Below are 26,753 nucleotides of genomic sequence, written 5' to 3'. Positions count from 1 at the left end.
GTCGGAGTGGGTGTCGGCGTCGGAGTGGGTGTCGGCGTCGGAGTGGGTGTCGGCGTCGGAGTGGGCGTCGGCGTCGGAGTGGGTGTCGGCGTCGGAGTGGGTGTCGGCGTCGGAGTGGGTGTCGGCGTCGGAGTGGGTGTCGGCGTCGGAGTGGGCGTCGGCGTCGGAGTGGGCGTCGGCGTCGGCGTCGGAGTGGGCGTCGGCGTCGGAGTGGGTGTCGGCGTCGGAGTGGGTGTCGGCGTCGGAGTGGGTGTCGGAGTGGGTGTCGGCGTCGGAGTGGGTGTCGGCGTCGGAGTGGGCGTCGGCGTCGGAGTGGGCGTCGGCGTACCCGACTTGTCGTCATTTATTACAGCTTCGCCAAGGCCGAAGCCGGCCCCGAAGCCCAAGAGGGCTAGCAACGCGCGATGGTTGCCACCGCCCCACCAAGGTACGCCGCAGGCACGTCGATGGTTGTCGCCATTGCTATCGCGATAATCGCAATCATCATCGCCTGACGTACTACCCACGCCCGTGCTGGCTTCGGCCAGCATGTGCATTCCAGCAAGCCGAGCGCTTGGCGCTTGAGCCGGCGCGCTCAGCATCGCGAGCGGTTTGGCAGAACCGAGCCGAGTTGCATCAGGTCGAACAGGAGCCGACGGAGCTTCCGCCCCGCCGGGTGCGGCGGAGGCCAGACACGATGAGGCCAGCAGCCAAGATACCGTCGAGATTGCGATGATTCTCCGCGCCTTCATAATGCAACTCCAGCCTTCGAAGCTCTCCAAGACCTAAACTCAAGTTATCAGGCAGCCTGCTTTGAGGTCTCGGAGAGGATGAAAGTCTTCAAAATGAAGAATGTGCCTGAATCACCACTCTTCTTGTTGCATATGCGAACGAGGCGGTTAACGCAACATTTGATTGGGACGAGCCGAGGGTTGCCCACGTGAAATCGCGCAATGACCTACGCCGTGCCCGCCGTCCCGCGGGCGGAACAAGCCGCACTCGCGCCGGATCAAGCGCCCAGCCGCCGGATTGGTGGCGGCTAGGTCCAGTTCTCGCCGCACTGGCATGCTCGCTTGGACTGGGTGGCAGCAGTTTGCTGCCACCCAGTCCGATTCTGCTGATTGAGTTTCTATGCACAGGCGCCCTTGTCGCTGCGGTCGTGCGTGCCCGCCACTTCACAATCCCGCGTCAAGCGCTCTTCATCGGATTAGGGCTGGTGGTCGTGCCCGTGCTTCAACTCGTTCCTGTCCCGCAGGCTATCTGGCATCTCGCTCCCCAGAGCGAGCATTGGCTCGCTGTCCAATCCTTCACAGGCCCGCTGCGATGGCGTCCGATCAGCCTCCATCCCGAAATGACAGTGGGTGCGCTTATCGACACCTTGAGTTTCGTTGCCCTGCTGCTCGCGGGGATCCAGCTTAACATCGACGAGCGGGTAAAGACCATCGATGCGGTCATCGCCATCGCATTCGGCTCGGTCCTGCTCGGAGTTCTTCAAGGACAACTCGGCCTTCGCCAACTTTATCTTCAGGCCGATGCAGTGCCCGGAACCATAACTGGATTCTTTGGCAACCGCAATCATCAGGCAGATTTTCTCGTCATCGCCACCGGCCTTTGCGCCACGCGGATACAAACGGGGCGCCCGATTGGTCATAACGTCATGACAGGGGCGTTGTGCCTGCTGTTTGCTGCCGCAGCGATCACCACGCATTCGCGCTCAGCGCTTGTCCTGCTCGTCATCCTTGCCGTAGCGATGTCGGTCATCCGGCTTCGCTCCCGCCTGGGCGCATTGCTAGTCTCAGGCTCTATCCTCGTCGCGCTCATCGGTCTGAGCGTCTCCAATTCGGTTGTTACTGACGTTCTGGCGCGATTTTCAGGCGACACCATCAAGCTCAGCCGCCTGACGATCTGGGCCCAGTCACAAATCGCGGTCAGGCAAACTTTTCCGCTGGGAAGTGGCATCGGCACGTTTCGCGAATTCTATGAGTCGATAGAGCCGCTCGATCTCGTGGGCCCAACTTTTGTCAATCATGCCCACAACGATGCCTTGCAGGTGATCGTCGAGGCTGGCCTTCTCGGGCTTGCGAGCCTGGCATTGGTGGCAGGAGCGATCGGCTGGTTGGCTTGGAAGGCGCTGGCCCGCCGAAATGACACAATGGCGCATGGCGCGGCGATCTGCCTGTGCGTGCCGATGCTCCACTCGCTGGTGGACTATCCGCTGCGCACCATGGCGATTTCGAGCCTGGTCGCGGTCATGATCGGGCTGCTTTGCCCGCCGCCGGCGCCCTCCGGCAACGATGCCGGTGCGGGTGCCACCGACAGCGGCGATCCGACCACCGCCGCCGTGCAACCAAGGCGCTGGGGCGTGTCACTGGTGATCGCGCTGACCGGCTTGTTTTGCATGTCGTTCGAACTTGCCCGGATGCTGCTCGCGGCCGGGGCGCCCTCGGCAGCGGTCGCTCTCGCACCTTATTCCGCCAACGCGCACTTGGCGCTTGCCGACAGTGCCACAAATCAGGGCGAGGCAGATATCGCGCTTCTGGAAGCCAGCAGGGCCCTAAGACGCAACGCGCTTTCCAGCGAGGCTCTCTCGCTGATCGGCTTGGTCGAATATTCCCGCCAGCACAGGCAGGCGGCAGACAAAGCCTTCCTCGCCGCGGCGCACTTGGGGTGGCGAAATCCCTCGGTCCTTGGCTATATGTTCGGGCGCGCCATCGAGACAGGAAGCGCGACGACCGCCGCACAAATGGCCGATGCGCGTCTGCGTCTCGAGATTGACAGGGATGAGGTGCTTGGGGCCACCAGCGCCTTGCTTGCAGACGAGACATTCAGGAACGCATTTGCAGAAAGATTCAAGAATCCGGCGCCTTGGCAAACCGATTTCGTTGCAGCCCTACGTCCGGCGAGCCCGCTTGAGGCCGAAATCGAGCTTCTCTTCCTGGCTCGCCTTCAAGCCATATCACTGTCAGCGGCGACATTGGATCGGCTCTCAACAACTTATATGGACGGCCTGGTTCGTTCCGGCCAAACCGGCGATCTCGAAGCTGGCTGGAAAAACTTGCATCCAGCAGGGGGCGATCCCGCCGCTGGCGTGCTTGATCCAAACTTTTCGCATGTTGACGGAGCCAGTTATCCTTTCGGTTGGCAAATCGAACCTGCAGTCGCGAGGATTGGCAACGCTCCCAGAGAGCCTTCACCAGCCCTTCGCATCGCAAACTATACCGGCGAAAAGGTATTGGCGGCCTCGCAGTTTCTTCTGCTGGGGCCCGGCATCTATCACTTGTCCTATCGCACGAGGCCAGGAACAGATGATGATCCCGACCTCACTGTCACAATGCGCTGCGTTGCCGGCGGGGCGATCCGCCTCCACGACGAAAGTGAACCAGCCTCCGATGAAACAACACGATTTGTCATCCGATCGTTTATGATCGGGGATAAAGGATGTGAAGCCCAGCGGGTGCTCGTGTCCATTGACGCCATGCGTGAGAACAGGCCTCTTTATATTTCTGATTTCTCGATCACATCGCATTAGGAGGCAGTTATTGGTCGAGATGGACCGGGCGAAGGAATGAGAATCCTCCATATTGCGCAAATCCTGCAGGGCGGTACCGCAAGCCACATGAATGAACTGATCGCGCTGCAAAGTCGATCGTCGCAAGTGCATTGGCTTGGCTTGCTCGCGCCCATGGACGAGGTGCATTATCTCGACAGTGCTCGTATCGGTCATTTGCGAACCTTTGCATCGTCAGCGCGCAATCCCCGGGCCTTGTGGGCTTTCGCTCAAGCGGCCCGCCAGACCATTCTCGAGACGAGGCCCGACATCATCCATTTGCATGGAACATTTGCAGGTTTTGTGGTGCGGTTGCTCGGGCTTGTGGCCTGGCAGTGTCGTCGTCCGACCGTCTATTGTTCGCACGGCTGGGCGTTCAATATGCGCATGGGTGCGCCGGCTCGCGGCGCCTTCGCGCTTGCCGAGCGCTTGCTCGCGCGCCGGACCGAAAAAATCCTGTGTATCTCACGTTTCGAGATGCTCTCTGCGAAGGAACGCGGACTTCCGATCGAGCGGCTTGCCATGGTTTACAACGGCATCGAGGATAACGCTGGAACAATACCGGCTATTAATCCGGAAGGAGACATTCTCCGGCTGCTTTTCGTCGGACGGGACTGCCGACAGAAAGGATTTGATATCCTCGTTGATGCCATCCGCCTCATCGCGGAGAAACCGATACGACTGGAAGCTGCAGGACCAGAGCCACGCGCGGGGTTGCCCGAGAATATCGAGGCGCTAGGCTGGATTGACCGCGCCGATGTTTCCCACCGCCTTGCGCGCGCGGATGCCTTAGTAATGCCCTCCCGGTGGGAGGGCTTTGGCTTGGCGGCTCTTGAAGCAATGCGACAGGGCAAGGCGGTGATCGCCGCGAGCGTCGATGCGCTTCCTGAGCTCGTTATCCACGGTGAGACCGGAATTCTCGTACCGCCCGACGATCCGCAAGCCTTGGCAGGTGCGTTGAGCGGCCTCACTCGCGAGACGCTGCAGGAAATGGGGCGTCAGGGACGAGCACATTATCTCGCGAATTTCACGGCCGTGCAGATGCATCGGGAAATCGAACGGATCTATGGCGAGATTTGCCCACCTGCCAAGGCCTGGTGATCGAAAGCGCTGCGCTGTTGCTCGCTAGATCTACGAGGAAATCTCGTCGCTCTTGCCATAGGTATACCGATAGGTTTCATAATCATAGCCATACCCGGCCAACCGGCGGTTGAATTTGGTCAAGACAATACCGTAGAATAGTCCCTTGGCATTCGCCAGGCGCTTGAGGGCCGCGCGAATGGTCGAAGGGCGGCTGCGGCCCGCTTCCATGACAAATATGCACCCATCGACAAGATCGGCGATCAAAGGCGCGTCAGCAAGTCCCAACACTGGGGCGGAGTCGATGATGATTGAATCATAGTGTTCGCTCAAGACCGCTAGCGGACCAGCAAATCCGACCGACAGCAACTGCGCAGGATTGGGAGCAATCGCACCTGCGGCAAGGAAATCGAAATTCCTATCGTCAAGGTGCACGACTGCATCGAGCGGCTCGACAGCGCCAGTCGTGACATCCGACAGACCGAACGAAGGACGCACATCCAATTGGCGGTGAAGCGAGGGGCGTCGCAAGTCGGCATCGATCAAGAGCACCTTGAGCCCCCGCGCGGCATGACTTCCCGCAAGACCGAGCGCCGTCGTGGTCTTGCCTTCACCAGTTTCACAGCTCGCAACGAGCACTGTTTTTGGCAAGGCGCCAGCCGAGGAAAGCCGTAGCGCAGTCTGGATCGAGAAATACGCCTCCCCAAGAGGTGATGCCCGATCGTTGAGAAGCTCGACGACATCGCCGCTAACTTCTGGCGTCGTGCCGAGCAAGGGGAGATGCAGCTTGCTCTCAACGTCCTCCGGCGTGCTGATTCGATCCTCGAGGGCATCGCGGATGAAAGCAGCGGCTATGCCGGCGACCAGGCCAATGATGAACGCGATCAGGAGATTCAGCCACAATTTCGGGCTTTCCGGCGAAGTGGGAACGGTCGCCTTGTCGACAGGCGCCAGATCATTTTCGCTACCGGTCGCCGCGCCAATCTCCTTGTAACGCTGGAGAAGCGCATCATACAGGGCTCGGTTCGTGTCGACCTCGCGCTGCAATGTCGCAAAGCGAATCCCTCGGTTCTGCGTGTCGAATACCGAACCCCGCAGGCTTTCGAGCTGCGCTTGCAGGGCCTGCTCCTCCCTTTGGGCAAGCTCGAAGCTCGCTCGCAGACCTTGAACGTTCTGTTGATTGATACGCGCAAGCTGGGCGCGCGTTCGATCGATACGGCTCTTCAATTCCTGCATGGGCGGATAGTCCGGCAGAAACGTCGCCCGCTTCTGCTGATAATCCGACTCAAGGCTGGCCAACTGACTCTTGAGCGCTGTCGCTTCATTATCATCCTGAAGCGCCGGCAAATCCGAACCATGTCCCGAAGCGCCAAGCCGCCAGCTTTGCTCTGCGGTGATCCGATCGGTGCGAGCTTGCGCGACGCGCTGTATCAGCGCCGCAAGCGCCGAAGATTCGAGTGATTGAGATCCCATAGCGCCGCTTGTCTGCGATTGCGCAGCCAGAATTCCGTTGTCCCCGGCGTAAACGATGAGCTCGCGTTCTGAATCCTCCAGTTTCTTGCGCAATTCCGCAAGTCGTCCGCTGAGGAAGTTACGGGCATAACTTGATGCGGCGTAGCCACGCTCCACATTCGATTTGAAGAATTCGTCCATGGCCGCATTGGCAATTCTGGCGGCCATGTGCGGATTTTCGTCGCGATAGGTGATCTCAACTACCATCGAATCGTTGAGCGTCGCGGCCTCAAGGTTCGCATTCACCTTCGCGATCGCGCGATTGGTCTGGCGAGCCAGCGCCGCGCGCTGCACCGCAGGATCGGGAGCATCGCTTGCGTCGTCGCCGCCAAAATCAGCGTCCGATGCAAGGTTGAGGCTGTCGACAATGCTGTGAGCAAGTCCCCGGCTCTGCAACAACGTCAGCTGAGTCTGTAAAGAGGCGCGGTCGTTGGCGCCCGCCGCGCCTTCGGCATCGTCGATATTGCCCACGATCTTCTTGTCGGCCTGCACCTCGAATGTCGCGCGCGCGGCATATGTGGGCTTGGTCAGGAGGGTGACGGCCAAGCCCAACATCAGCGCCAGGACCACGCAGCCCAGGATGACCCAGCGGTTGCGAATCAGCGTCTGGACCGACTTGCGCAGGGAATTGCCCGCGTCGGACCATCGCTCGCTGCCGCCAAGCGCTACCGCATATTGCTGCGAACTAGTCGATTCGTTCAACGCCCGCTCCCATGGTGATTCACGATGCGCCTCACCGCGAGATCCGATCGATAGTGTAAAATGCGCCAATCAGGGGCACGGTGCCGATTACGTCACGCAGCAATTGCTTGCCACGCGAGCGTTCCACGACGATCAGATCGTTGCCATAAATCGGCGGGTCTTCCATCGTGCCTTGCCGAATCATGTGCACGTCGAAAACGGCAGCCATGCGCTTGCCGCTCACTTCGCGAAATACCGCGACAACGCGCTCGTTGGCCAGATTGCTCGGACCATGCGCCAGCGTGAGCGCGCGCAACAGCGATGTCGTCCCGACGATAGGGTAGATGCCGGGCTCCTGCACGGCACCTTCTATGGCGAGGCGCTGGCTTACAGTGTCCGCAACGCCCACACTGACGATGGGATTGACCAGCACATGCGCGGCGAGCCGAGCGCGGATATCTTCGCGAACCTCGTCGGTCGTGCGCCCACCCGCCTTGAGCTGACCGACGATAGGCAGGGAAATAAAGCCTGCCGGGTCGACCAATACGGTTTGCGTCATTTCCGGCAAGCTTACGACAAACACCGTCAGCTTGTCGGCCGGACCTAAATAATAGACATCCTGCATCGCGCCGCCGACTTCGCGCGGGTCAGGGGCCGGTAGCGCTTGTGTGACTTCCGCTGTAGTGGCGCGCCCTTCAAGCAGCGCGTTATGCGAAGCACAGCCTGGCAGAAGCATCATTGCAGCGCACGACACCAAGAAAGCGGAAGCCTTGCTGCTGCTGAAAATGCGCTTCAAGATTTCTACCCCGATTTCCTGCCCGAGCCACATTCGGCGCTCGCTGCCTTGGCCCCACACTAAAATAAGACCTTGCTGGGTCAAGGCGAAGTTTGCAATGCACAATGCCAATGTGAGCCAATTCGAGCGGCTTTGATGGAGATGCCCCCATGCCCGTGCAGGTCCTCGCCGTGATACCGGCACGCGGCGGCTCGAAAGGCATCATTGGCAAGAACTTGCGGATCGTCGGCGGACGTCCCCTCGTCGCGCATTCGATCCTGGCGGCAGCGGCCGCCCGCCACGTGACGAGGCTCGTGGTTTCGACCGATGATGAAGAGATCGCTCGCGTGAGCGAGGCATTCGGCGCCCAAGTCGTGCGCCGCCCGGCCGCTCTTGCTTCCGACACCTCGCGTTCGGAAGACGCTTTGCTCCACGTGCTCGATGTGCTTGAGCGCGACGAGGCGTTCGTACCCGATGTCGTGCTCCTCATCCAATGCACATCGCCCTTGACGACCGCGCAAGATATCGACGGTACGGTTGAAGCCTTGCTCGCGGACGCGGCTGATACAAGCGTCGCGGTGGCCCCGTTTCATTATTTCCTATGGGCGCGCGACGAAAACGGCGCAAGCATTGCCCTCAACCATGACAAGACGCAAAGACTGATGCGTCAGCAACGTCGCCCCGAATTCATCGAGACCGGTGCGGTCTATGCCATGCGTACCGCCGGCTTTCGTGTGGCTGGGCACCGCTTCTTCGGGACCACCGTCCTCCACGAGACACCGGTCGAGAACCGCCTCGAAATCGATGAACTGCCCGATCTCGAGCTTGCCGAGGAGAGGCTGCGCACCCGAATGGCAATCCCTGCGCGGGCAGGGCAGGCGGGTACGCGATTCAAAGTCCCGGCCGCCATCATCTTCGATTTCGACGGTGTGCATACCGATGACCGCGTATTCGTGGACCAGGATGGCCGCGAAAGCGTCGTGTGCTCCCGCCGCGACGGCATGGGCGTCGAACGCCTGCGCAAACTCGGCATGCCGATGGTTGTGCTCTCGAAGGAAACCAATGCGGTGGTCGCGGCCCGCTGCGCCAAGCTGCGGCTCGAGCACTTTCAGGGGGTGGAATGCAAGCTTGAGCTCCTGCGCCAATGGATCGCGCGCAACGAACTTGATGCATCTGCGTGCATGTATGTCGGCAACGACACCAACGATGTCGAATGCATGCAATACGTCGGCATGTCGGCCGCGCCTCGCGATGCGCATCCCAGCGCGATTGCGGCGGCAAGACTGGTGCTTGATGCCGACGGGGGAAGGGGCGCGGTGAGGCTCCTTGCGGACCTGATCGAAGCCGCGCTTGCCGGCGCAGCGCAGCACGCGCCGGCACCAACCCGCGAACGAGCCGGATGACCGTCGCCGCGCTGCCTCGCAGCAGGCTGCATCTTGACTTCCTGCTCGCCAATGACGCGGCGCCCGATTTCGTCCTGTTCCGTGACGCGGCCCTGGCGAGCGCGATTGCGCAGGCTTACCCCGGGAAAGGCCGATATCTAGGCCGCGAGACGCTGCCGGATTTCAGTCCCGTGCGAATGCTTGCCGCGCGAAAGACAAATCGAGCCTATTATCGTCATGTCGGCGAAATGCTGGCAGATCTGGACATAGATCACTTCATTATCTTTCTCGAGGGTGAACCGCTCGAACGCTTCATCTGTGATTTGCCGATGATTCGTTCGATCGAACTGTGGGAAGAAGGGCTGTCACACTACGTCGATCTGACAAGCGATCGCTGGTATGCCGCGCGCGGCATTCTCCAGGCGCTTTGCGGGTTTCATTCCCACGCCATAATGAGGCGCAGAATGGATCGCTCGCGGGCCCTGGTGCGCGACAGGTTCGAACAGCGCAATCTGCGCTTGCCGCTGCCAATCGCGACCGAGTTTCGAAGCGAGTTCCTCTTGCTTGGCTCGCCTCTGGTGGAGGACCGCCTCATTACGAAAAGAGCGTTCCTGTCGGCGCTGCGGCAAGTGGCGTGCGCCTCGCCCTGGCCGGTCCGATATCTCGCTCATCCGCGCGAAGACGGCGCGCGAGCGCGCGAGGACGCATTGGGTGCCGGCATCGCTTTTGATGACAACCGTAGCGGGCTCGCCATCCACGCGCAGCGCTATGGCTACCGAGCCTACGGCGCGGCGGTCTCCACCGGCCTTCTCGATCTTGGCCAATACGATCGCAGCTTTTTTCTAGCGGGCCTGTTCGGCCTCAAGCGGATGCATGCGGTGCTCGCCGCCTGGCCGCACAACCCTCTGGCCGTGGTGGGCGACTCCGCCACCTTGGAACGACACCTACGTGATATCCCGGTCTAACCTTTTTGCTTTGCGGCAAATTGATGCTAAATCGCTGATTGAGCACGTGCAGAGGAGCGATAGCATGGGCATTAAGGTCATCGCCGAAGTCGGCTGCAACCATAAGGGTGATCTTCAGATCGCCAAGGAAATGATCCAGGTCGCGGCGGTCTATGCAAAGGCCGACGTTGTGAAGTTCCAGAAGCGCAATAACCGGGAGCTTTTGACCCAGGCTCAATATGAAGCTCCCCATCCCAATCCGGCTAACTCCTATGGCGAGACCTATGGCGCACATCGCGAGTTCCTGGAATTCTCGCTCGAACAGCACCGCGAGCTGGCCGAGGAATGCCGGCGCAACGGCATCGAATATTCAACCTCGGTGTGGGACACCAGTTCGGCAAGCGAGATCGCGTCGCTGAACCCCTCGCTCATCAAGATTCCTTCGGCCTGCAATCTCCATTTCGAAATGCTGGGCCTTCTGGCGGACAGTTATGCGGGCGAAATTCATTTGTCGCTCGGGATGACGACGCAGGAAGAAGAACGCCGCATCGTGTCATTCTTCAAAGACCGCGGCCGCGCCGGCGATGTCGTGCTCTATGCATGTACGTCGGGCTATCCGGTTTCCTTTGACGAGCTGTGCCTGCGCGAGATTACCCGTCTTCGCGAAGCCTTCGGCGAAGTGGTCAAGGCCATCGGCTTTTCCGGACATCATCTCGGGATTGCCGCGGACATGGCTGCCATCGCGCTCGGCGCGCAGTGGGTCGAGCGCCATTTCACCCTGGACCGCACCTGGAAGGGAACCGATCACGCCGCCTCGCTCGAGCCCGACGGGCTGCGGCGCGTCGTGCGAGACGCCAGAGCCGTTTCCCGGTCGCTGACCTACAAGCCGCAGGAAATTCTGGAAGTCGAGATCGCCCAGCGCGAGAAGCTCAAGTGGCGGCCTCGGCCGGCCCCGGCGGCGGCCGCCTGATCGCCGATCATCGTTCGCGGCTTTGCGTGCGAGCTATCGTTGCGCGCGGGCTCAAAAGTAGGCCCATCATGATGCCAGAAGCCGCATGCGGCTGACGCTTGTCGCGGACAACGCAACCTCGCCAAACTGGGGGTGCAGGGCCACCAGCTTCGCTTTGCGCGAAATCCTTTCATCCCGTCACGAGATCGTGGGCACGATTTCACGAAGTCTGCTGAGCGCTCCATTGACCTCGCGCGCGCGACTGTCGCCCGCGGCCTATGAAAAGCTCGTGCGCGCATTCCGCAGACCGCGTGTGGCGCGGGTGCCGGTCCTGGGACCAATGGCCATAAGCGCCATCGATGCGGTGGGAACCTATCATGTACCATCGCACGACGTGAGAACCGATGCCGGCCTGCTCTGGTCCTTGCAATCGGCATCGCCCAAGGCGCGCGCGATCGTCTCCGAGATTGAATGTTGCGACGCAATCGTGGTCAACGGCGAAGGCGAGATGATCTTTTCGACGCCCGCGCGCGAAACACTTCTTCAGACACTGGCGATCTGCGTGCTAGCCAAGCGCATGGGAAAATCGATATTTTACGTCAACGCAATGGTTTCCAAGCCGACGGCTGGCGAGACGAACCATGAAACCGCAAAGGTTGCATCGGGCGTTTTGGCGCGCGCGCGCGTGGCGGTTCGAGATCCACGCTCAGCTGATATGGCAAGCGCGTTTCTTCCCGAGATTGAGACATGCCTCGTGCCCGACGCCTTGTTCACCTGGTCACGCCATTTTCGCGATCAAGCCGCGGCGCCTTACGATCAGTCGCGGCTGCGTGCGTGGTTCGACCGAACCGGCCAGACGCTGCCCACCGTCACCAAGCGGCCTTACATCGTTTTGTCGGGCAGTTCGCATTCGGCAATCGATCAACAAAGGGCCGCCCAATCCTACTGCGGCCTCGCCAAGGCGCTGCGCGGCCTGGGTCTACCGGTGTTGCTGGTAGAGACCTGTATTGGCGACGTCTTCCTGCGTTCGGTCGCGCGAGAAATGCAATTGCCGATCCTGCGCGTCGATACGCCCATCATGGCGGGAGCGGCAATCATGGCCCATGCCCGGCTGTTTGTCAGCGGTCGTTGGCACCCGGGTATCATGGCTTCGCTCGGCGGCACACCATCGGTCACGATGGGTTCAAATTCACACAAGACGCTGGCTTTGCAGGAAATACTGCAATACGCCGATCCGGTTGAATACTCCGCCTTTCCCGATGCTGCGGACGCCGAGGCGATCACCGCCGCGGGCAAGGCGCTGCTCGATGAAGGAGAGGATCGGCGGCTCGCCATCGCGGCGCGCGCCGCCGATCTGGCCAGCGAGGTTCCGCAGCTGCTCGAGCTGATCGCATGACTGACCCGGTTTCCTCGCGTGGGCGGGCCCAAGGCACGAGTTCCCCGTTGGTCATCGTGCGCAACGGGCTGTCCGTCATCGGGCCCGACAAGCCGTTGCTCGCCATCGCGCTTGCGCTAGCGGTCGTATTGGGCTTGCTTGAAACCTTGCTGCTCTACATCGTCGCAGCGGTCGCCATCGCCATGTCGAGCGGCGGCCTTCTGGTCCGGTTGGGACCCCATGCGCACGCGATCGAAATGCCGATGGACCGGGCTTGTCAGCTTGGCCTTGCCGCCGTCGGTGGGCTGATCGTCATTTCGTTTCCGCTGGCCAAGCTGATGGCGGCGCTCAGCTGGCGCGCGATGATACGGCTGCGCACCCGCATCCTGGAGGCCTATCTCGGAGCGTCGCTGCAATATCGTGATTCCCTGCGCGAGGGGAGCCTGCAGCAACTGATCGGCGATTATTGCTTGCGCGCGGAAAACGTCGTCCAGCAGCTGACCCTGGCGCTTGTGAACCTGGTGATGTTTGTCATCATCGTGGCGGGCGCGATCGTCAGTTCGCCGGAGGTCGCCCTGCTCTTGATCGCCAGTCTCGCGATCTGCACCGTCCTGCTCTCGCCGGTTGGCCGCTGGCTGCGTGAGGACGCTACCAAACCTACCTTAACGAACCGCGAGATCGTCAGTCGCGTCGCTCAGGCGGCGCGCGTGTCCACTGAGATCGCGGCCTACCATGTCGAACGACCCGTGGCGGACATGCTCAACGCGGACATACGCTCGGCAGCGCGCGCGATGGGCCGCTTGCGTTTCGAAGGGCGCCTTGTCCCCAATCTCTTCCAATACGGTACGATAGGTTTTGTGTTGATCCTCGTTTCGATTGTCGCGAGCATCGAGCCATCCTATCTCGCCGGTTTGGCGCCGCTGGCGCTTCTTCTGGTTCGTGCGCTCGCCTCGCTGCGCCAGGTCCAGCGCGCCACGCACGTTGCGCGCGAGATCGCTCCCTTCGTCCAAGCGATCGAGGCCGATCTCGACGCGCTCGAGACGCATTCCTGGCCAGCGGGCGAGATCGATATCGACCGGTTCGACACCCTTGGGGTTCGCAACCTTTGCTATCAGTATGGTGCAGAGGAGACAGTACTGAAAGGCCTGCATTTCGTGATCAGGCCAGGGGAAGTGATCGGTATTGTCGGCCCTTCCGGAGGGGGGAAGAGCACGTTGAGCGCGCTGCTGCTGCGTCTGCGCTTGCCGACGGCGGGGCAAGTGCTGGTCGGCGATGTCCCACTGGAGGCTGTATCGGCGCAGTCATGGTCCCGCCTCAGCGCCTTCGTGCCGCAGGACAGCAAGCTCGTGTTCGGCACCGTGCGTGCCAATATCCGCTTTTTTCGCCCAGGCTTCAGCGATGACGATGTTGAAGCCGCCGCCAGGGCCGCTCACATCCATGATGAAATCATGCGACTGCCGCAGGGCTATGACACTCAGCTTGGGCCTGGCAGCCGTGACTTGTCCGGGGGGCAGCGCCAGCGGCTCTCGATCGCGCGCGCGCTTCTTGGCAAGCCGGAGCTTATCGTGATGGATGAGCCCACCAGCGCGCTCGACAGTCGCTCCGAAAAGCTTGTGACCCAAACCCTTCAAGAACTTCGCGGTAGGACCACTATCGTGCTCATCGCGCATCGGCCCACTACGCTCGAGGTGTGTGATCGGATATTCGAGATGGACGCAGGCGTTCTGACCGAGCGCCTCGCTTGCTAGTCGCTTCGCGGTCGTTGCGGCATGAGCGCGAGAAACAAGAATCTGGGCCCGGCGCCGCATTGTGCCGCCCGAGTGGAGAGGCTCTCAAGTAGATGCGTGCCCGAAGGATCGCGGTCTTGCTCACCGGCGGCGCGGCCGACCAGACGCTGGCCGCGATCATGGCGCAAGTCGCCGCTATCGCTCCGACCGTTGAAATCCTTCCGATCGATATTCGAGGAACTGTGTCATTGCCGGCCAAAGCCTCCCCCTACGATGGGCCGGGACAGATCGTTCGCGCAGATCCCGCTGGGTTTGGGATGCACGCTCCGCTTTCGCCTCGTCAGATGCGGCGCTACAGATGGCCGTTCGGCCAAGGCCGCAGGACCTTTGTGCGTACCCGCGATCAGGCTGGAGCGTTTCTCAAGGCGCGCGGCGCCGACCTTGTTGTCGTGAGTAGCGACAAGACCTTCATCCAGGCTGCCTTTGTCCTCGGGGCAAGATTTCGAGAAATTCCGATTGCACTTGCCCAACCCGGTCCGCTCACCACGATCGGACGGGCAGGCGGAGCGCTACGCTTCGTGCCGCGCAGCGAAACTTACGGGACGCTGATCCGGTATGACCTCATTCTGGCGACGACGTTAGGCGACGCGCTGACCTTCATGGACCAAACCAAAACGAAGGAAAACGTAGTTTCGATCGGGGCTCCGCGCCTCGATGCGTTGTGTGAGGAATGCTGCCGGGAACGCGATGAAGCAAGGTCGCAAGAAATTCTCTATCTTCAGCAGCCGCTCGCGCAGGATGGCATTATCGATCCGGTGCGCGAGGCCAATCTCCATGCCTTGACGGCCAGATTGCTCAACGAGGTTGGCCGCGGACTGGTGCATCGGATCGTTTTGCGGTCTCATCCCCGAGCTCGTGGCGATGGCTTGGCGGTCTTGCGCGATGCCGTGACCGGCAGCGTCGTTGAAGAACACGGCCAAATTCCGGTGGCAGAAGCGGCGCGCTCGGCCTCGCTGGTGGTCGGCCATTACTCTGTCGCCATGCTTGAAGCGGCCGTTGTTGGCGCACCAGTCCTTTGCGTGCCGGTCGCACAGGACGCTTTCCGATCGCAAAGCGAAGCAGCCAAGCAGCGCAAGGTGAGCGAGGCGCTTGGCGGCGCGGACAGCTTTGCGGAGCAAGTCGTAGCCGGGCGCGCCGCCTTGCGCCAGGAACACGTCGCGCCCCGGCTCGATCGCGTCATGGAAATCCTGGGGGAACTTGACGGCAAGGCGGCGCGGCGTGGTGCTGAAGCGCTCATTACGCTTTTGAGCGAGAGAGCTCCCCCGCTCGCTCTCCAAAGAGGCGGATAACCGAAATGCCCCGCACCTTCGCCTTGGTCGGTACCGGCGGCTCATCCGGGCATACGCTAGCTCTCGTCGAGCGCGCGATCGCGCAAAGGGATCCCGGCGCGCGATTCGTTTTCATTGACACTCAGCCGTTCAACCTGCGCTCGGGAGGACGCACGCGTTACGATGGTAACGGCGAGGTACATGCGTTCTCGCCAGAGGCCTGCGGCATCCGCCGCACGACCGCAAGCCAAACGATCAACATGCTGCTGAGTGGCGGGCCGATGGCCTATGAGCGGCTTGTGCAATGCGCATCGCGGCTTCTCGATCCGAGGCCCGGCGTCGTTGTGACATGCCATGACCGGATGTATGCCGAAACTGCGGTGCTGACCGCTGCAAGGCGGCGCGCGATCCCGACGGTCCTGCTTCAGGAGGGGCCGTTTTGCGCCATCGGTGACCAGGTCCCCAGGGCGTTGAATCTGCGGCTTAAGGCCGCGATGGCGCCGCTCATCAATCGCGCAAGGCTGCTTCCACCAATCGCAGCGTACGGCATGTTCGATCACGCCGCGATTCTTGCAGCATCCGCGCATTACGCGCAAAAATGGCGGCGGGCCGGCGCTTCAGCACAAACGATTTCGGTAACCGGAGTGCCGCGCTTCGATCGCCTCGCGCATGGGCCGAGCGCCCGTTCGATCACCGCGGGCGGATCGCTTCGCTTGCTTTATCTCTCGCAGCCCTTTGCCGAGCATGGCAAGGTCGAGCGGGCAGCGGCGCTCGCTGCGCTCGACCTTCTTGCCCAGGGGCTCAATCTCGCCAACCGCCAACATCCGATCGAGGTCGTTATCCGCACGCACCCCAGACAGGGCGACGGTGTTCTCGAGGAACTTGGCAACCGGCTGGAATTCGCCGTGATACATGATTGCGGTGAACGGCCAATCGACGCCGCGATTGGCGAAGTCCATGCAACGATCGGCCACTATTCCACTGGCCTGCTCGAAAGCCTGATCATGAAACGTCCGGTGATATGCTTGCCCATTCCCGGCCATGCCTTCGCCGAGAAATCGGAAGCCGCCAAGCAGCTGTGGCTTGAAGAGCTCGGTGTATGCGTGAGCCGAACGCCGGTCGAGCTTTCCGAAACCCTCAGTGCGTTGCGTCAATCGAGCGGCCTTGTGACCGTTCGCTGGGAGGTCCTTGAGGAGGAAATCGGTATTGTCGATGCAAGGGCCAGTGAGCGCGCGGCACTGGCCCTTCTCGAACTCACCTGACAGCGCGCCTGGTTTGAGCGCAGACGGGCCGCGTAGTTCCATGAGATGATATGCCGAGATGTGCGATCAGTGCAGGCACAATGCGCCCATCCGCATGCGATGTTGCCATGTGTTTCTGCTGGAGGAATAATCGAGGCGCGGGCGAGCAGCGCGCCTTGGCTCGTCGCCGATTGCCAGGCGGGGCGGCCCTGCTAGGTTTTGTCGAGGCGCGGCAAGGGCGAATCGAGGAACGAGACCGTGACGTATTGGAGTGGCAGTCTCGTCGACGCGCCAGCTTTCGGCCGCGAGCTACCGCCATCGGTAGACAAGAGTTGCTACCGCAAGAACACCTCAGCTGCCCATCTCGCAACGGTTCCAGGCATGCAGCGTGTCGCTTCGCAGCAGCTGGAAATGTTCATCAAGCGCGACTTTCTCGACGAAGCGCACTGCGAAGCGCTCATCGCTCTCATCGAGAAGCAGCGCCGTCCCTCCGCCATCTCCAACTACAACGGTGACGATGCATTTCGAACGAGCGAGACCTGCGATCTCGATCAGGCCGACGAAGCTGTCGCCCGGCTAGAAGCGATGCTCGAACAGATGAGCGCGATCGATCCGCGCCATGGTGAGCCGCTGCAGGGGCAGCGTTACGAGACCGGCCAGGAGTTCAAGGGGCATACCGACTACTTCGAGCCGTTCAGCGCGGAATACGAGGAATTCTGCGCTGTCGCCGGGCAACGGACCTGGACCTTCATGATATATCTCAACGCCGTCGAGGCGGGTGGCGCGACGCGCTTCAAGGCGATCGACAAGACGATCAGGCCCCAGCCCGGCAAGTTGGTGGCGTGGAATAATGTTTACGATGACGGCCGGCCCAATCCGGCGACCATCCACCACGCAATGAAGGTACGCAAGGGCCGCAAATACGTGATCACCAAATGGTATCGCGCGCGTCCCTGGGGGTAGTGACGGCCGAACGCCATGGCAGCGATGCGCGGGAACGCGGCGGCGCGATCATCCCCCCGTCTCGACCCATCGCTGCAGGCATTGGCGGGCCATCGCGCGCGCCTGCCGTAAGCTCCGCCGCAGCCGGCCAAAGCCCGCCATGCAGCGAGGATCCCCGGATCGATGCAAAGCCAGGAGGCCTTAGGGTATCCGGCGTGCCGCTTGTGCCAGCGATAGTGCCCGCGAGGGTTCAAGCACCGAGGTCTGGCTCGTCACAGGCAAAATGGGTGAGGCTGGGCGCGCATCGGCGCGATAAAGCAGCGTGACCATGAAGAGGAAGATCACGATCGTCGGTGGATAGATGAACGCCGCATCGGAAAACGCCATGAGCAGATAGGCGGCAATTCCGGCAAAGGCGCTCCGGCGCAACGGATTGAGGCTCGGAATCTTCGCGATCGCGTATACCACCGGAAAAAGGAACGCGATAAGCGCCACGCAGGTCCCCACGATGCCAAAGCTTTGCAGGAGGCCCGCGTAGAGTACCTCGCGTACTCTCACTTCCGGCGTGCCGAAGGGCGATAGGACGAGTTCCTGCCAATAGACGATCCGGCCGCCGATCGTGGGCTGAACCACTTTCATCGGTGTCCAGCCCATCAGCGGAACGAGCGCGCTTCCGACAATCAGAAGGCCCGCTCCCACGAGCCAGAACGCGGGGCGCCCGGCGCGGATCAGCCCGAGCAATGTCATTATCAGCACGAGGCCCAGAAAGCCGAACCAAACCGTTCGGCTCAAGGTGCAGACGATGGCCAGGCAGCATGCTCCCAGAAACGATCGCGATTTTTCGAAATAGGCATAGACCGGAAAGAGCATGACGAGGCACACGCCAAACAGGTTTCCGTTGTTATATGTGGAGACGAGCTTCATGAGTTCGCCGCGCGCATTGTTTTTTTCGTAGATGTTGCCGAGATCTAGCGGGTTGACCGTAAGATAGGGAATTTCGATAATCCGCTTGGTAACGGCGTACAGAGCGAAATTGAACAAGCCCCAGGCCACCGCGAATCTGATCGACCATTTAAGCGTTGTACCGATCTGACGATCCGTTAGGCAATCGACGATTGGCGCGTAGATCAAAAGCATGATCGCCGGAAAGACGAGTAGGATGCCGATAAACGCGACAAGCACCAAGTTTGAACCCAGGTACATGAGCTTGAACAAAGCGAACGCACTGATCGGTACATAGCCGTATAGGAAGTTCGCGGCCGCGACGCTCGATATCCGCGATTGCTGGACAATGAAGATCAGGCCCAGCGGGGTCAGGCCGAGCAACGCAAGATAGCCAAAAGTCAACGGCGTCCCGCCGAACGCGATGCCGGCTTTGGGGATCGCCACGTTGAGCACGATCAACAGGATGAAAAAGGGATAAAGCGAAGGAGAGTAGAGGCGAACTTCCGGTGCGGGAAGCCCCTTGTCACGCCAAGAATTTTCAAACACAGTTTCGCCTTGGCCGTTCGCTATCAACAGATGGTATCGTCGAGGCTTATAGGGCCGTCAAGCGGCCTTGATGGCGCGCCAGTTGCTTGCCCTTGGCATGCTGGCGATTTGATCCGGGGACGAGGCGAATGTGATCGTCACACGCAGGAATTTGGCTGCTCTCGCACTTGCAGCTCCGCTCGCGGTGCCATCGATTGTGAAGCTCGCTGCGGCCGGTCAATCGGACGGCGAGGCGCAGGACTGGCCCGCCTGGGCTCCTGCGCGCTCCGACCTTTATGCGCAAAACGCCAAGGCGTTGCGGGAAAAGGGGGAAGACCTGCGGGCGTTCGGCGCGCGGCTCGACGGCGTCTTCGATGACACCGACGCCTTCCAGCGAGCACTTTACAGTGCCTCGGTCATCGCGATCGGTGGTGGCGATCGTGCGGTTGTGCGCATCACACGCCAATTGCAGGTTCGAAGGCCCGTTTCGATCATCGGTTTCGGCCCTCGCCCGCTGGTCAAAGCGGAGTGCGCGGAAAAGGACTTGTTTCTGATCTGCCCGCCCGAGGATGATCCTTCCCACTTTCTGGGACCGATCAGGATCGACAATTTGCGGTTTGAACGTCCAGAACCGCTCGCGCCGCATGGAACGGTGGTTCGCGGGTATAACTTGCGCGGTATCGCGATCACGCGTTGTTCGGCCCGCCGCATGGGCATCATCGCCTTGCGCCACACTCGCCAGCGCCTTGGCCTTTACCGCCGCTCGCAAGGCTCCATATCGCTTGATCCGGCGCTCGCCGCCGGCTTCTCAGGGGACGCTCCGCACGATCTGTGCGAGGATCTTCTCGTCTTCGACTGCGATGTCGACGCAGTGACCCATGCCAGCCATCTGGTCCGTTTCGAATTCACCCGGCGTGTCGCGATCGCGCACAATCGCGGGCGCTTTTGCGGAATCAGCTGGTGGGGCGGCGGGGCGCGCCGCAAGGAAGGGGGCGATCTTGCCCATATGCGGCGGGCAAGGGATATCTACGTCTGCGACAATGATGTCAGCGGTTCGATCGCCGGCATCTGGGGCAATAATGGCCAGACCATCCATGTTGCACGCAATCGCGTGGCCATGGTCACCGATGTCGGCATCGATTTTGAGGGGTGCGTGGACGTTCTGGCCCGCGACAATGTCGTGCTCAATGCCGGCAACTTCTGCTATGCCACCTTTTACGCCGCGCGAAATGTCGTGTTCGAAAATAACGTCGGCGTGCAGGACGGTTCTGCCACCCAAATTCATCTAAAGTACGGCGCGCGTCCCATCGGTACGGTTCAGGGTCGCACGCTTCTGGCGTTGCGCAGCGCCGGCTTCGGCCAGGTTCGCGGTGCGATTGCCGTCGCCTACCGCAATAATCATCTTAGTTGGCGTGGGCAGGCAGGGCTGGGCAATTGTCTTCCGAGCTATTTCGATACGCTCGAATTGTCCGCAAATCAGTTCGAAAATGTCGAATGTGACCTTCGTTATCGACTGACGCGCTCGCTCGCGATTCGTGGCAATCGCTTCATGTTCGACCGCTCCCTAGACAAGATCGTCGAGGTGATCGGCGCATCGGCCGACACCTTTGAGATTGCCGATAATGAGATCCGCGCCGGGGGGCCCTTTCAGCGCGGCTCGGCAGCCATTATCGCTGAAGCCGGCCAGGGTGCGGGACCTTGGGAGATCGTCCGAAACCGTATTGCCGCTGCTGGCGATTTGCCGCTTGTCGTCGACGGCGGTCCGTCGGCGGAACGCATGAAGATCACGGACAACACCGGCGCTGACATAGTGATGCCGGCAGACGCAAACGTCGATTTGCGGAACAATCGGGGGCCGGGGCGCGGCGCGGCGACAATCCTGCGTCCCAATAAGGCGGAGACGTCCTCAGCGCCCGCGCACTAGCTTGCGCGCCGGCTTTTCGATGAAGCTGTAGGTGACGACGGACACGATCAGCGTGACGACCACGACGTTGAACACGAACAGAAGGCGATTTTCGAAGTGGGCCAGGTGAAACAGGGCCTGCATGGCCCTGATGACCATAATGTGCATAAGGTAAATGGAATAGGATATATCGCCCAGGAAAACCAGCGCCCTTGAACTCAGGAACGAGCAGATCGCGCTCTTCTGCGTGAGCAGGAAAAATATGACGATGGGAAAGAGCGGGACGGCGAGCCATTCGCTCGCCCAGCCCGTAAGATAGGGAGAGAACGTCAGCGCGAGCGAGGCCCAGCTGAGCCAGCGGCCATGCCTTGCCGGCAGGCGCCAGCTGGTCTCGCGCCACGCCCGATAAACCACCCAGCCCGCACCGAAGGCGAACCAGGCGCGGCCATATCCGATCCATCCTGTCTGAAGTTCGAAGCCACGGCTGTCAGCGTAGATGAGGAACCCTGCCCATGCGACGAGCGAGATGCCACTGACCACGACAAGGGGGCGAATTGCGGCCCGGCTGCCTAAAAGGACAATGAGCGGGAAAAGCGTGAAATTGATCCACCATTCCATCACGACCGACCAAGCCGGAATGTTCCAAACGATTCCGGTCCCGATCACGGGCAGCGCAGTCACGAGCGCCATTTCCTGGAAGATCTGGGTGGGATTTACATCCTTGGGAGGGCTTCCAGCGACGCTCGCCTCCGCCAGGCGAATCGCCAGGAAGGCGAGCGCGGTGGCGAAATACAGCGGATAGAGTCTGGCAAAACGCGCACGCGCAAAGCCGCGCCATGTCTCGCCACGCGCGAAGCGCGGCAGATAGACATAAGCGATGACAAAACCGGAAAGTCCAAAGAAGAGGTCGACCAGCGGGCCGCCGCCAATCGCAAGGCCGAACGTGAGGCAGGCATGGACAATGACGATGCACACCGCGGAGGCGCCGCGAATACCCGTAAGGGACCTGATCTCACCTGTTGCGTTGTCGATGACGCGGTCAAGCATCGAGCCCTCCTTGGCAAGAGGTGCGACAGCGCCGTCAATTTCGGTCGATCCGGTCGCCAGCATCCATGGTCCCTGCGTGTCGCGAAGTTCTCGGTTCGCTCGAGCCTAAGCTGTTAGTCCTTGTGAAACAAGGCGGTTGGCATCAGCAGGCTGTGACGGGCCTCAAACGCAATGATACGCCCCCTTCATCGTCATTAGGTTGAGCGTTTGCATTGCGGCTGCGGCCGAAGGGCAATCAAGTTCCGGAAGGGCATGTCAATCAGTCGCAATCGACCGATTAGCGTGTAGCAAACGCGCGATCCTGCACGCGATCCCGCACATCACATTGGACATTGCGAATGGCGGTCTTCGCCGAGCAAGAGGAGAGTGCGCATGGACAGTTCGTCTTTGAGTGAGGCTGTGATCAATCAGGGCGAAACCGGGGATGGGGCACGTCGAGGATGGTTCGCGCGAGCGTTCCATTGAACCTTGAGTTGAGAAGCAAGGTGCAGCGCCCGATCCGGAAACTTTGTTAAGCGGCCTTAGCTCGACGATCGCCGCGCTGCCCTTGGCATCGCGGCCGCAACGAATACGGGACAATTGAGCGTAACCGGTCAGAAATTCTCGGTCATGGCCGAGAGCGGCGGGATGAAAGCTGGACAGGTCAGGGCCAGCCGGTAAGATCAGTTCCGTTCTCCCAACAATCTGTGAGCACCTCCTTGCCGGTGAAGCGAAGAAGACTGACCTGGATCGCTCTTGTCATCGCAATCTTCGTGGCTGGTCTCGCATGGATGCAGGTCGATACCGACCCCCGGCTCAAGTTGAAGGACCGCCAAAATTTTTCGAAGGGTGAGTATCTTGCCTTCGCGGTTCCGTGGGCCGCCGAATCCGGCCCGATGCGGCATTGGAGCAATCACGCTGATACGGTGCGCGTCGATCCTCCGCGCTTTCCAGACAACACTGCTATACGTTTTGCCTGGCCGCCATTTTCGCCGCGTGGCGGCATCGCCGGCGTCTGGGGCTATATGGGAATCGGGCACGGTAATTATGATGGCGGCGCGGCTGAAGCGCCCGTCACTCCGCGCCGCGTGGACGATATCTCCGCGCTGTCGCAAAGCTTCGCGTGGTCGTATGATTTCAGGCTCGGCGTTGCCGACGTGCTGACCGAATTCTATCTGCGTTCCAACCCCGACGACAACGAATCGAAACTCATCGAGATCGGCTGGTTCCTGCATACGCCGGAAAAGACGCGCCACTTCGTCGAGACGGGGCAGCAGATCGGCAAGTTCGTGGAGGCAGGTGGGCGAACCTGGATTGTCGCGCGCAATGAAAAGTTCGTGACCTTCATGCCAGAAGGCGGCGTTGACGTGCTGAACGGACGCATCGACATGCTTGCCGCGCTACGGTGGCTCAAGAGCAAGAAGGTCATCACTGGCCGTGAATGGTATAACGGCGTGGCCATCGGAGTGGAGCCGTTCAAAGGAACTGGCCATATCCAAATCGATCGTTGGTCTGTCGGCTACCGCTGAACATGGCGATGGTCGCACCAAGCCCGGCATGATCGCGCTGAACATTCGCCGGGGAGGGCCTTCGTCGCAAGGCGGCGTGGGCCGCGGCGCGTTCGCGGTGCGCGAGAGGGGGAGCCTGTCGTGGGCAGGCTAAAGCACGAACGGATCAGATCACGCGGTCTTATCGGACGCCTCTACCCGCTTCTTCTGATACTGCTCGGGATCATCCTGATAGTGGGCGGTCTGTGGCTCGCGGTCCTGGGCGGCTCGCTCTATTACCTGCTGGCGGGCGCGGCTTTGGTCTGGTCGGCCGGATTGTTTTGGCGCCGCCGCCGCGAAGGGCGCTGGGTTTACGCCGGCATCGTCGCGATCAGTCTGGGATGGGCGATCTCGCAATCCGGCTTCAGCGGCTGGCAGATCGTGCCGCAGATGCTCGCGTGGCTTGTCCTCGGAACATGGATGGCAACATCCTCGTTCGAACGCACGCAGCTCTTGCCGGCCGAGACCTCATCAAGGCTAGCATCGGTGATGGGATGGCGCGGCTTTGGTGCCGCCATCGCGCTTGCGATATTGCTGGGAGCCGGGCTTCACGCCCTCGATCCCGACAATCCGGATCCGATCTATCAGGCCGGGCAGGAAGCTCGTTATCCCGCAAGATCGGCAGGCAAGCTTCGTCCGGCGGACGGCGAATGGCGCGCCTACGGAAATGATGAAGGCGGAACGCGCTTCAGCCCTCTTGATCAGATCACGCCGGCCAATGTCTCGAATTTGAAACTTGCCTGGAAAGCGTCGCTTGCGACCAGCGAGTTAAGCCTCGACCAGGGACTGGAGACAACGCCGATCATGATCGGCGATACGCTCTACGCCTGTAACGGCGTCAATGATGTTTTCGCGATCGACGCGGAAACCGGCAAGGAGCGCTGGCGCACGCCCGCAGCGCGATCCCAGGGTCGGACCTGTCGCGGCGTGGCCTACTACCGTGTCTCGCGAGACAGGGGCCTATGCGCCGAGCGGATCATCACCACGACGGGCGATGCGGCTCTTGTCGCGCTTGATGCAAAGTCGGGCGCCTTATGTCCGCACTTTGGCGAAGGCGGGCGCGTGAACCTGCTCGACGGAATGAGCGCGGCGCCCAGACACTATTACTATGTGACCTCGGCGCCGGCGGTCGTGCGGGGCAAGATCGTGCTCGGCGGGATGGTGCTCGACGGGCAATATTGGGGCGAGCCCTCCGGCGTCATCCGCGCATTCGATGCCGTCACGGGCAAGCTTGCCTGGGCATGGGACATGGGCGCGCCAGATCGACGTGGACCGCCGCCCGCCGGTCAAACCTACACCCATTCGACGCCAAACAGCTGGGGGCCTATCAGCGCGGACGAGCAACTCGGCCTGGTTTATCTGCCGATAGGCAATGCGACTCCCGACTTCTTCGGCGGACGCAGACGGCCGATCGACGATAAATATTCAAGCTCGGTGATCGCACTTGATGCCAGCACGGGGCGATTGCGTTGGTCATACCAGACCGTGCGTCATGATCTGTGGGATTACGATGTGGCGGCGCAGCCGACACTCGTCGACATCCCTCTGCCGGGTGGAAAAGCAGCGCGCGCATTGGTGCAGGCGACCAAGACGGGCGATGTCTTCGTGCTTGACCGCGCGACCGGCCAGCCACTGCGCAATGTTATCGACATGCCCGTGCCACAGGAGGGCAGCGTGCCCCAGGAGCGCCTGTCACCGACCCAACCTTTCTCGGTCGCCATGCCCTCGTTTCGCGGCCCGGTTTTGCGCGAGCGCGACATGTGGGGCATCACGCCGCTCGACAGCCTTTTTTGCCGGATCAAATTCAAGCGCGCACGCTATCAGGGCATCATGACGCCGCCAGGCATCACGCCATGGATTTCCTTGCCCGGCTTTGTCGGCGGCATGGATTGGGGCGGTGTCTCGATCGATGTTGACCATAATGTCATGATCGTGAATTCGAGCGTCATCGCCAATATCAGCTGGCTCTATACGCGTGCGCGCGCCGACGCGGCGAACATACGACCCGCCAACGATGCGGCGAATGGCGACTTGTGGGGACCGGCTGCGCAAGTAGGCACGCCGTATGCGGCTTATACCGAGACATTCAAGTCACCGCTTGGCCTGCCCTGCCATGAACCGCCATTCGGCCGAATCAGCGCGGTTGACCTTACTACGGGCAAGCTGATCTGGTCGCGCGAGCTGGGCATGGCGGGCAAAAGCGTACTGGGGCTTCCGGTCTTGGTGCCGGTCACCATGGGAACGCCGACCACGGGTGGGTCGATGACCACGCGCGGCGGCCTTACCTTCATCGCCGCTACCCAGGACCGTATCCTGCGTGCCTTTGAGGCAAGGACCGGCGCGCTCCTGTGGAGCGCGCGTCTCCCGCGAGGCGGCTTTGCAACTCCAATGTCTTACATCTCGCGGCGCAGCGGCCGCCAGTTCCTTCTCGTCGCCGCGGGCGGCTCGCACGGCTTGGGCGAGACGGGCGGAGCCGAGCTCGTCGCTTACGCGCTGCCTGCAAAATCTTCGGCCGATAACAAGCCGAGTGTTGCCGAGTGAACCCGACACTCAGAACACAATTTAGCCGTCCGAAAGCAGCCTTTCGTTCATCGTTGCGAGTTTTGCCGGCCAAGCTCCGGTGATCTTTGGATTTGGCTAGGGTTTGGGATGCTCAGCCTTGAGTATCGCGAGCTCGAACGCATCCGCGAGAGTCGTTCGGACCTTTGCCTCGTTCCAGGTCTTGGGATCGACGAGCATTTGCAAGGCTAAGCCCTGAATCATTGCGTTCAACATTTCTGCAGCAGGTTCGATATCGAGACTTGGCCTTACGCGGGTTCGCAAGAGTTGGCGCAGAAACTCGAAACCCACACCCGTGCCCTGGGCGAGCATGGCTGCAAGGTCGGGATCCCGAGCCGCCTGGTCCCAAAAGGATAGATAGGCCTTCCAGCGCCGGATATTGACCGGGCACCAAGGCACCAGGGTCATCAGAGCGGCGAGGATATCGTGCGGCTCTTCTTTTCGTGCGTCCTCGAAACGTCGCTCACCCTCGTGCGCCAAGATCTGGAAAGCCCATTCGAGCAGTTCCTGCTTGTCCGCGAAATAGTGGGTGATCGCTGTGGTACTGAACCCGGCTTCGGTCGCGATCCTGCGTATGGTTGCCGCCTCGATACCCTCGCGCGCGATCATGTCGATCGTGAGTGTCGCGATATCATGCCGCCGTTTCTCATGGTCGATCGCCATATCGCCGCTTGCGGCAAGGCGCCGGAGAATTCAACCGCGCGATTGAAAAATAAAACGCTCGTTTTAATTAAAACGGGCGTGTTTTTAAAAGCCGAAAAGCGCTGATAGTCGGTCCCCAACACC

Annotated in this window: 19 protein-coding genes; 14 read left to right on the top strand and 5 right to left on the bottom strand. The window is 61.1% G+C overall.

Features of this window, described 5'->3' with window-relative positions; all coding sequences use genetic code 11:
• The 3 genes from PYV00_RS15995 to PYV00_RS15985 all read left to right on the top strand — a co-directional run.
• Window positions 1–474: hypothetical protein (locus PYV00_RS15995; RefSeq protein WP_275229305.1), on the top strand; the 474-nt coding region annotated here is incomplete at its 5' end.
• A 664-nt stretch (window positions 475–1,138) separates the two neighbouring features.
• Complete coding sequence (locus tag PYV00_RS15990) at window positions 1,139–3,508, top strand: O-antigen ligase family protein (RefSeq protein WP_275229304.1); 2,370 nt, start codon at window positions 1,139–1,141, stop codon at window positions 3,506–3,508.
• A gap of 36 nt (window positions 3,509–3,544) precedes the next feature.
• Window positions 3,545–4,627, top strand: coding sequence for a glycosyltransferase (locus PYV00_RS15985; RefSeq protein ID WP_275229303.1), 1,083 nt, complete (start codon window positions 3,545–3,547; stop codon window positions 4,625–4,627).
• A gap of 30 nt (window positions 4,628–4,657) precedes the next feature.
• On the opposite strand, the gene PYV00_RS15980 is transcribed toward PYV00_RS15985, so the two are convergent.
• Window positions 4,658–6,820, bottom strand: a complete 2,163-nt coding sequence (locus tag PYV00_RS15980; RefSeq protein ID WP_275229302.1) for a GumC family protein — start codon at window positions 6,818–6,820, stop codon at window positions 4,658–4,660.
• A 31-nt stretch (window positions 6,821–6,851) separates the two neighbouring features.
• A complete protein-coding gene (locus PYV00_RS15975) occupies window positions 6,852–7,679 on the bottom strand; it encodes a polysaccharide biosynthesis/export family protein (RefSeq protein WP_275229301.1) in 828 nt (275 codons plus the stop codon).
• A 65-nt stretch (window positions 7,680–7,744) separates the two neighbouring features.
• On the opposite strand from PYV00_RS15975, the gene PYV00_RS15970 reads away from it, so the two are divergent.
• The 8 genes from PYV00_RS15970 (at window position 7,745) to PYV00_RS15935 (ending at window position 17,483) form a co-directional block, all read left to right on the top strand.
• Window positions 7,745–8,977: an acylneuraminate cytidylyltransferase gene (locus tag PYV00_RS15970; protein ID WP_275229300.1), complete on the top strand. Its 1,233-nt coding sequence runs from the start codon at window positions 7,745–7,747 to the stop codon at window positions 8,975–8,977.
• Window positions 8,974–9,921 carry a hypothetical protein gene (locus PYV00_RS15965; protein ID WP_275229299.1) on the top strand — a complete coding sequence of 316 codons (948 nt, stop codon included), beginning with the start codon at window positions 8,974–8,976 and terminating at the stop codon, window positions 9,919–9,921. Before PYV00_RS15970 ends, PYV00_RS15965 begins: the two co-directional genes overlap by 4 nt.
• Window positions 9,922–9,985: 64 nt before the next feature.
• Complete coding sequence (locus PYV00_RS15960) at window positions 9,986–10,870, top strand: N-acetylneuraminate synthase family protein (protein WP_275229297.1); 885 nt, start codon at window positions 9,986–9,988, stop codon at window positions 10,868–10,870.
• Window positions 10,871–10,955: 85 nt separating this feature from the next.
• Entirely contained in the window at window positions 10,956–12,245 is a 1,290-nt protein-coding gene (locus PYV00_RS15955) for a polysaccharide pyruvyl transferase family protein (RefSeq protein WP_275229295.1), read from the top strand.
• The gene (locus tag PYV00_RS15950; protein WP_275229294.1) at window positions 12,242–13,972 is read left to right on the top strand and encodes an ABC transporter ATP-binding protein; all 1,731 of its coding nucleotides are present in this window, start codon (window positions 12,242–12,244) and stop codon (window positions 13,970–13,972) included. The genes PYV00_RS15955 and PYV00_RS15950 overlap by 4 nt, the downstream gene beginning before the upstream one ends.
• Before the next feature lie 116 nt (window positions 13,973–14,088).
• Complete coding sequence (locus PYV00_RS15945; protein WP_275229293.1) at window positions 14,089–15,300, top strand: hypothetical protein; 1,212 nt, start codon at window positions 14,089–14,091, stop codon at window positions 15,298–15,300.
• A 5-nt stretch (window positions 15,301–15,305) separates the two neighbouring features.
• Window positions 15,306–16,541 (top strand): hypothetical protein, encoded by a 1,236-nt coding sequence (locus PYV00_RS15940; RefSeq protein WP_275229292.1) that lies wholly within the window; start codon window positions 15,306–15,308, stop codon window positions 16,539–16,541.
• 360 nt (window positions 16,542–16,901) lie between these two features.
• Window positions 16,902–17,483 (top strand): 2OG-Fe(II) oxygenase, encoded by a 582-nt coding sequence (locus PYV00_RS15935; RefSeq protein ID WP_342803819.1) that lies wholly within the window; start codon window positions 16,902–16,904, stop codon window positions 17,481–17,483.
• 180 nt (window positions 17,484–17,663) lie between these two features.
• Here PYV00_RS15935 and PYV00_RS15930 read toward each other — a convergent pair whose 3' ends face one another.
• Window positions 17,664–18,980 carry an O-antigen ligase family protein gene (locus tag PYV00_RS15930; RefSeq protein WP_275229291.1) on the bottom strand — a complete coding sequence of 439 codons (1,317 nt, stop codon included), beginning with the start codon at window positions 18,978–18,980 and terminating at the stop codon, window positions 17,664–17,666.
• A 103-nt stretch (window positions 18,981–19,083) separates the two neighbouring features.
• On the opposite strand from PYV00_RS15930, the gene PYV00_RS15925 reads away from it, so the two are divergent.
• Window positions 19,084–20,856: a right-handed parallel beta-helix repeat-containing protein gene (locus PYV00_RS15925; protein WP_275229290.1), complete on the top strand. Its 1,773-nt coding sequence runs from the start codon at window positions 19,084–19,086 to the stop codon at window positions 20,854–20,856.
• On the opposite strand, the gene PYV00_RS15920 is transcribed toward PYV00_RS15925, so the two are convergent.
• Window positions 20,839–21,945: an acyltransferase family protein gene (locus tag PYV00_RS15920; RefSeq protein WP_275229289.1), complete on the bottom strand. Its 1,107-nt coding sequence runs from the start codon at window positions 21,943–21,945 to the stop codon at window positions 20,839–20,841. The genes PYV00_RS15925 and PYV00_RS15920 overlap by 18 nt on opposite strands.
• Window positions 21,946–22,652: 707 nt before the next feature.
• On the opposite strand from PYV00_RS15920, the gene PYV00_RS15915 reads away from it, so the two are divergent.
• The gene (locus PYV00_RS15915) at window positions 22,653–23,390 is read left to right on the top strand and encodes a GH12 family glycosyl hydrolase domain-containing protein (protein WP_275229288.1); all 738 of its coding nucleotides are present in this window, start codon (window positions 22,653–22,655) and stop codon (window positions 23,388–23,390) included.
• 120 nt (window positions 23,391–23,510) lie between these two features.
• Complete coding sequence (locus PYV00_RS15910; protein WP_275229287.1) at window positions 23,511–25,949, top strand: membrane-bound PQQ-dependent dehydrogenase, glucose/quinate/shikimate family; 2,439 nt, start codon at window positions 23,511–23,513, stop codon at window positions 25,947–25,949.
• Between the two features lie 96 nt (window positions 25,950–26,045).
• On the opposite strand, the gene PYV00_RS15905 is transcribed toward PYV00_RS15910, so the two are convergent.
• Window positions 26,046–26,630, bottom strand: coding sequence for a TetR/AcrR family transcriptional regulator (locus tag PYV00_RS15905; protein WP_275229286.1), 585 nt, complete (start codon window positions 26,628–26,630; stop codon window positions 26,046–26,048).
• Between the last annotated feature and the right edge of the window lie 123 nt (window positions 26,631–26,753).

The organism is Novosphingobium album (ex Liu et al. 2023), assembly GCF_029076845.1.
In the GTDB taxonomy this organism is placed as follows: Bacteria; Pseudomonadota; Alphaproteobacteria; order Sphingomonadales; family Sphingomonadaceae; genus Novosphingobium.
This window is presented reverse-complemented; position numbering and strand designations above follow the sequence as displayed.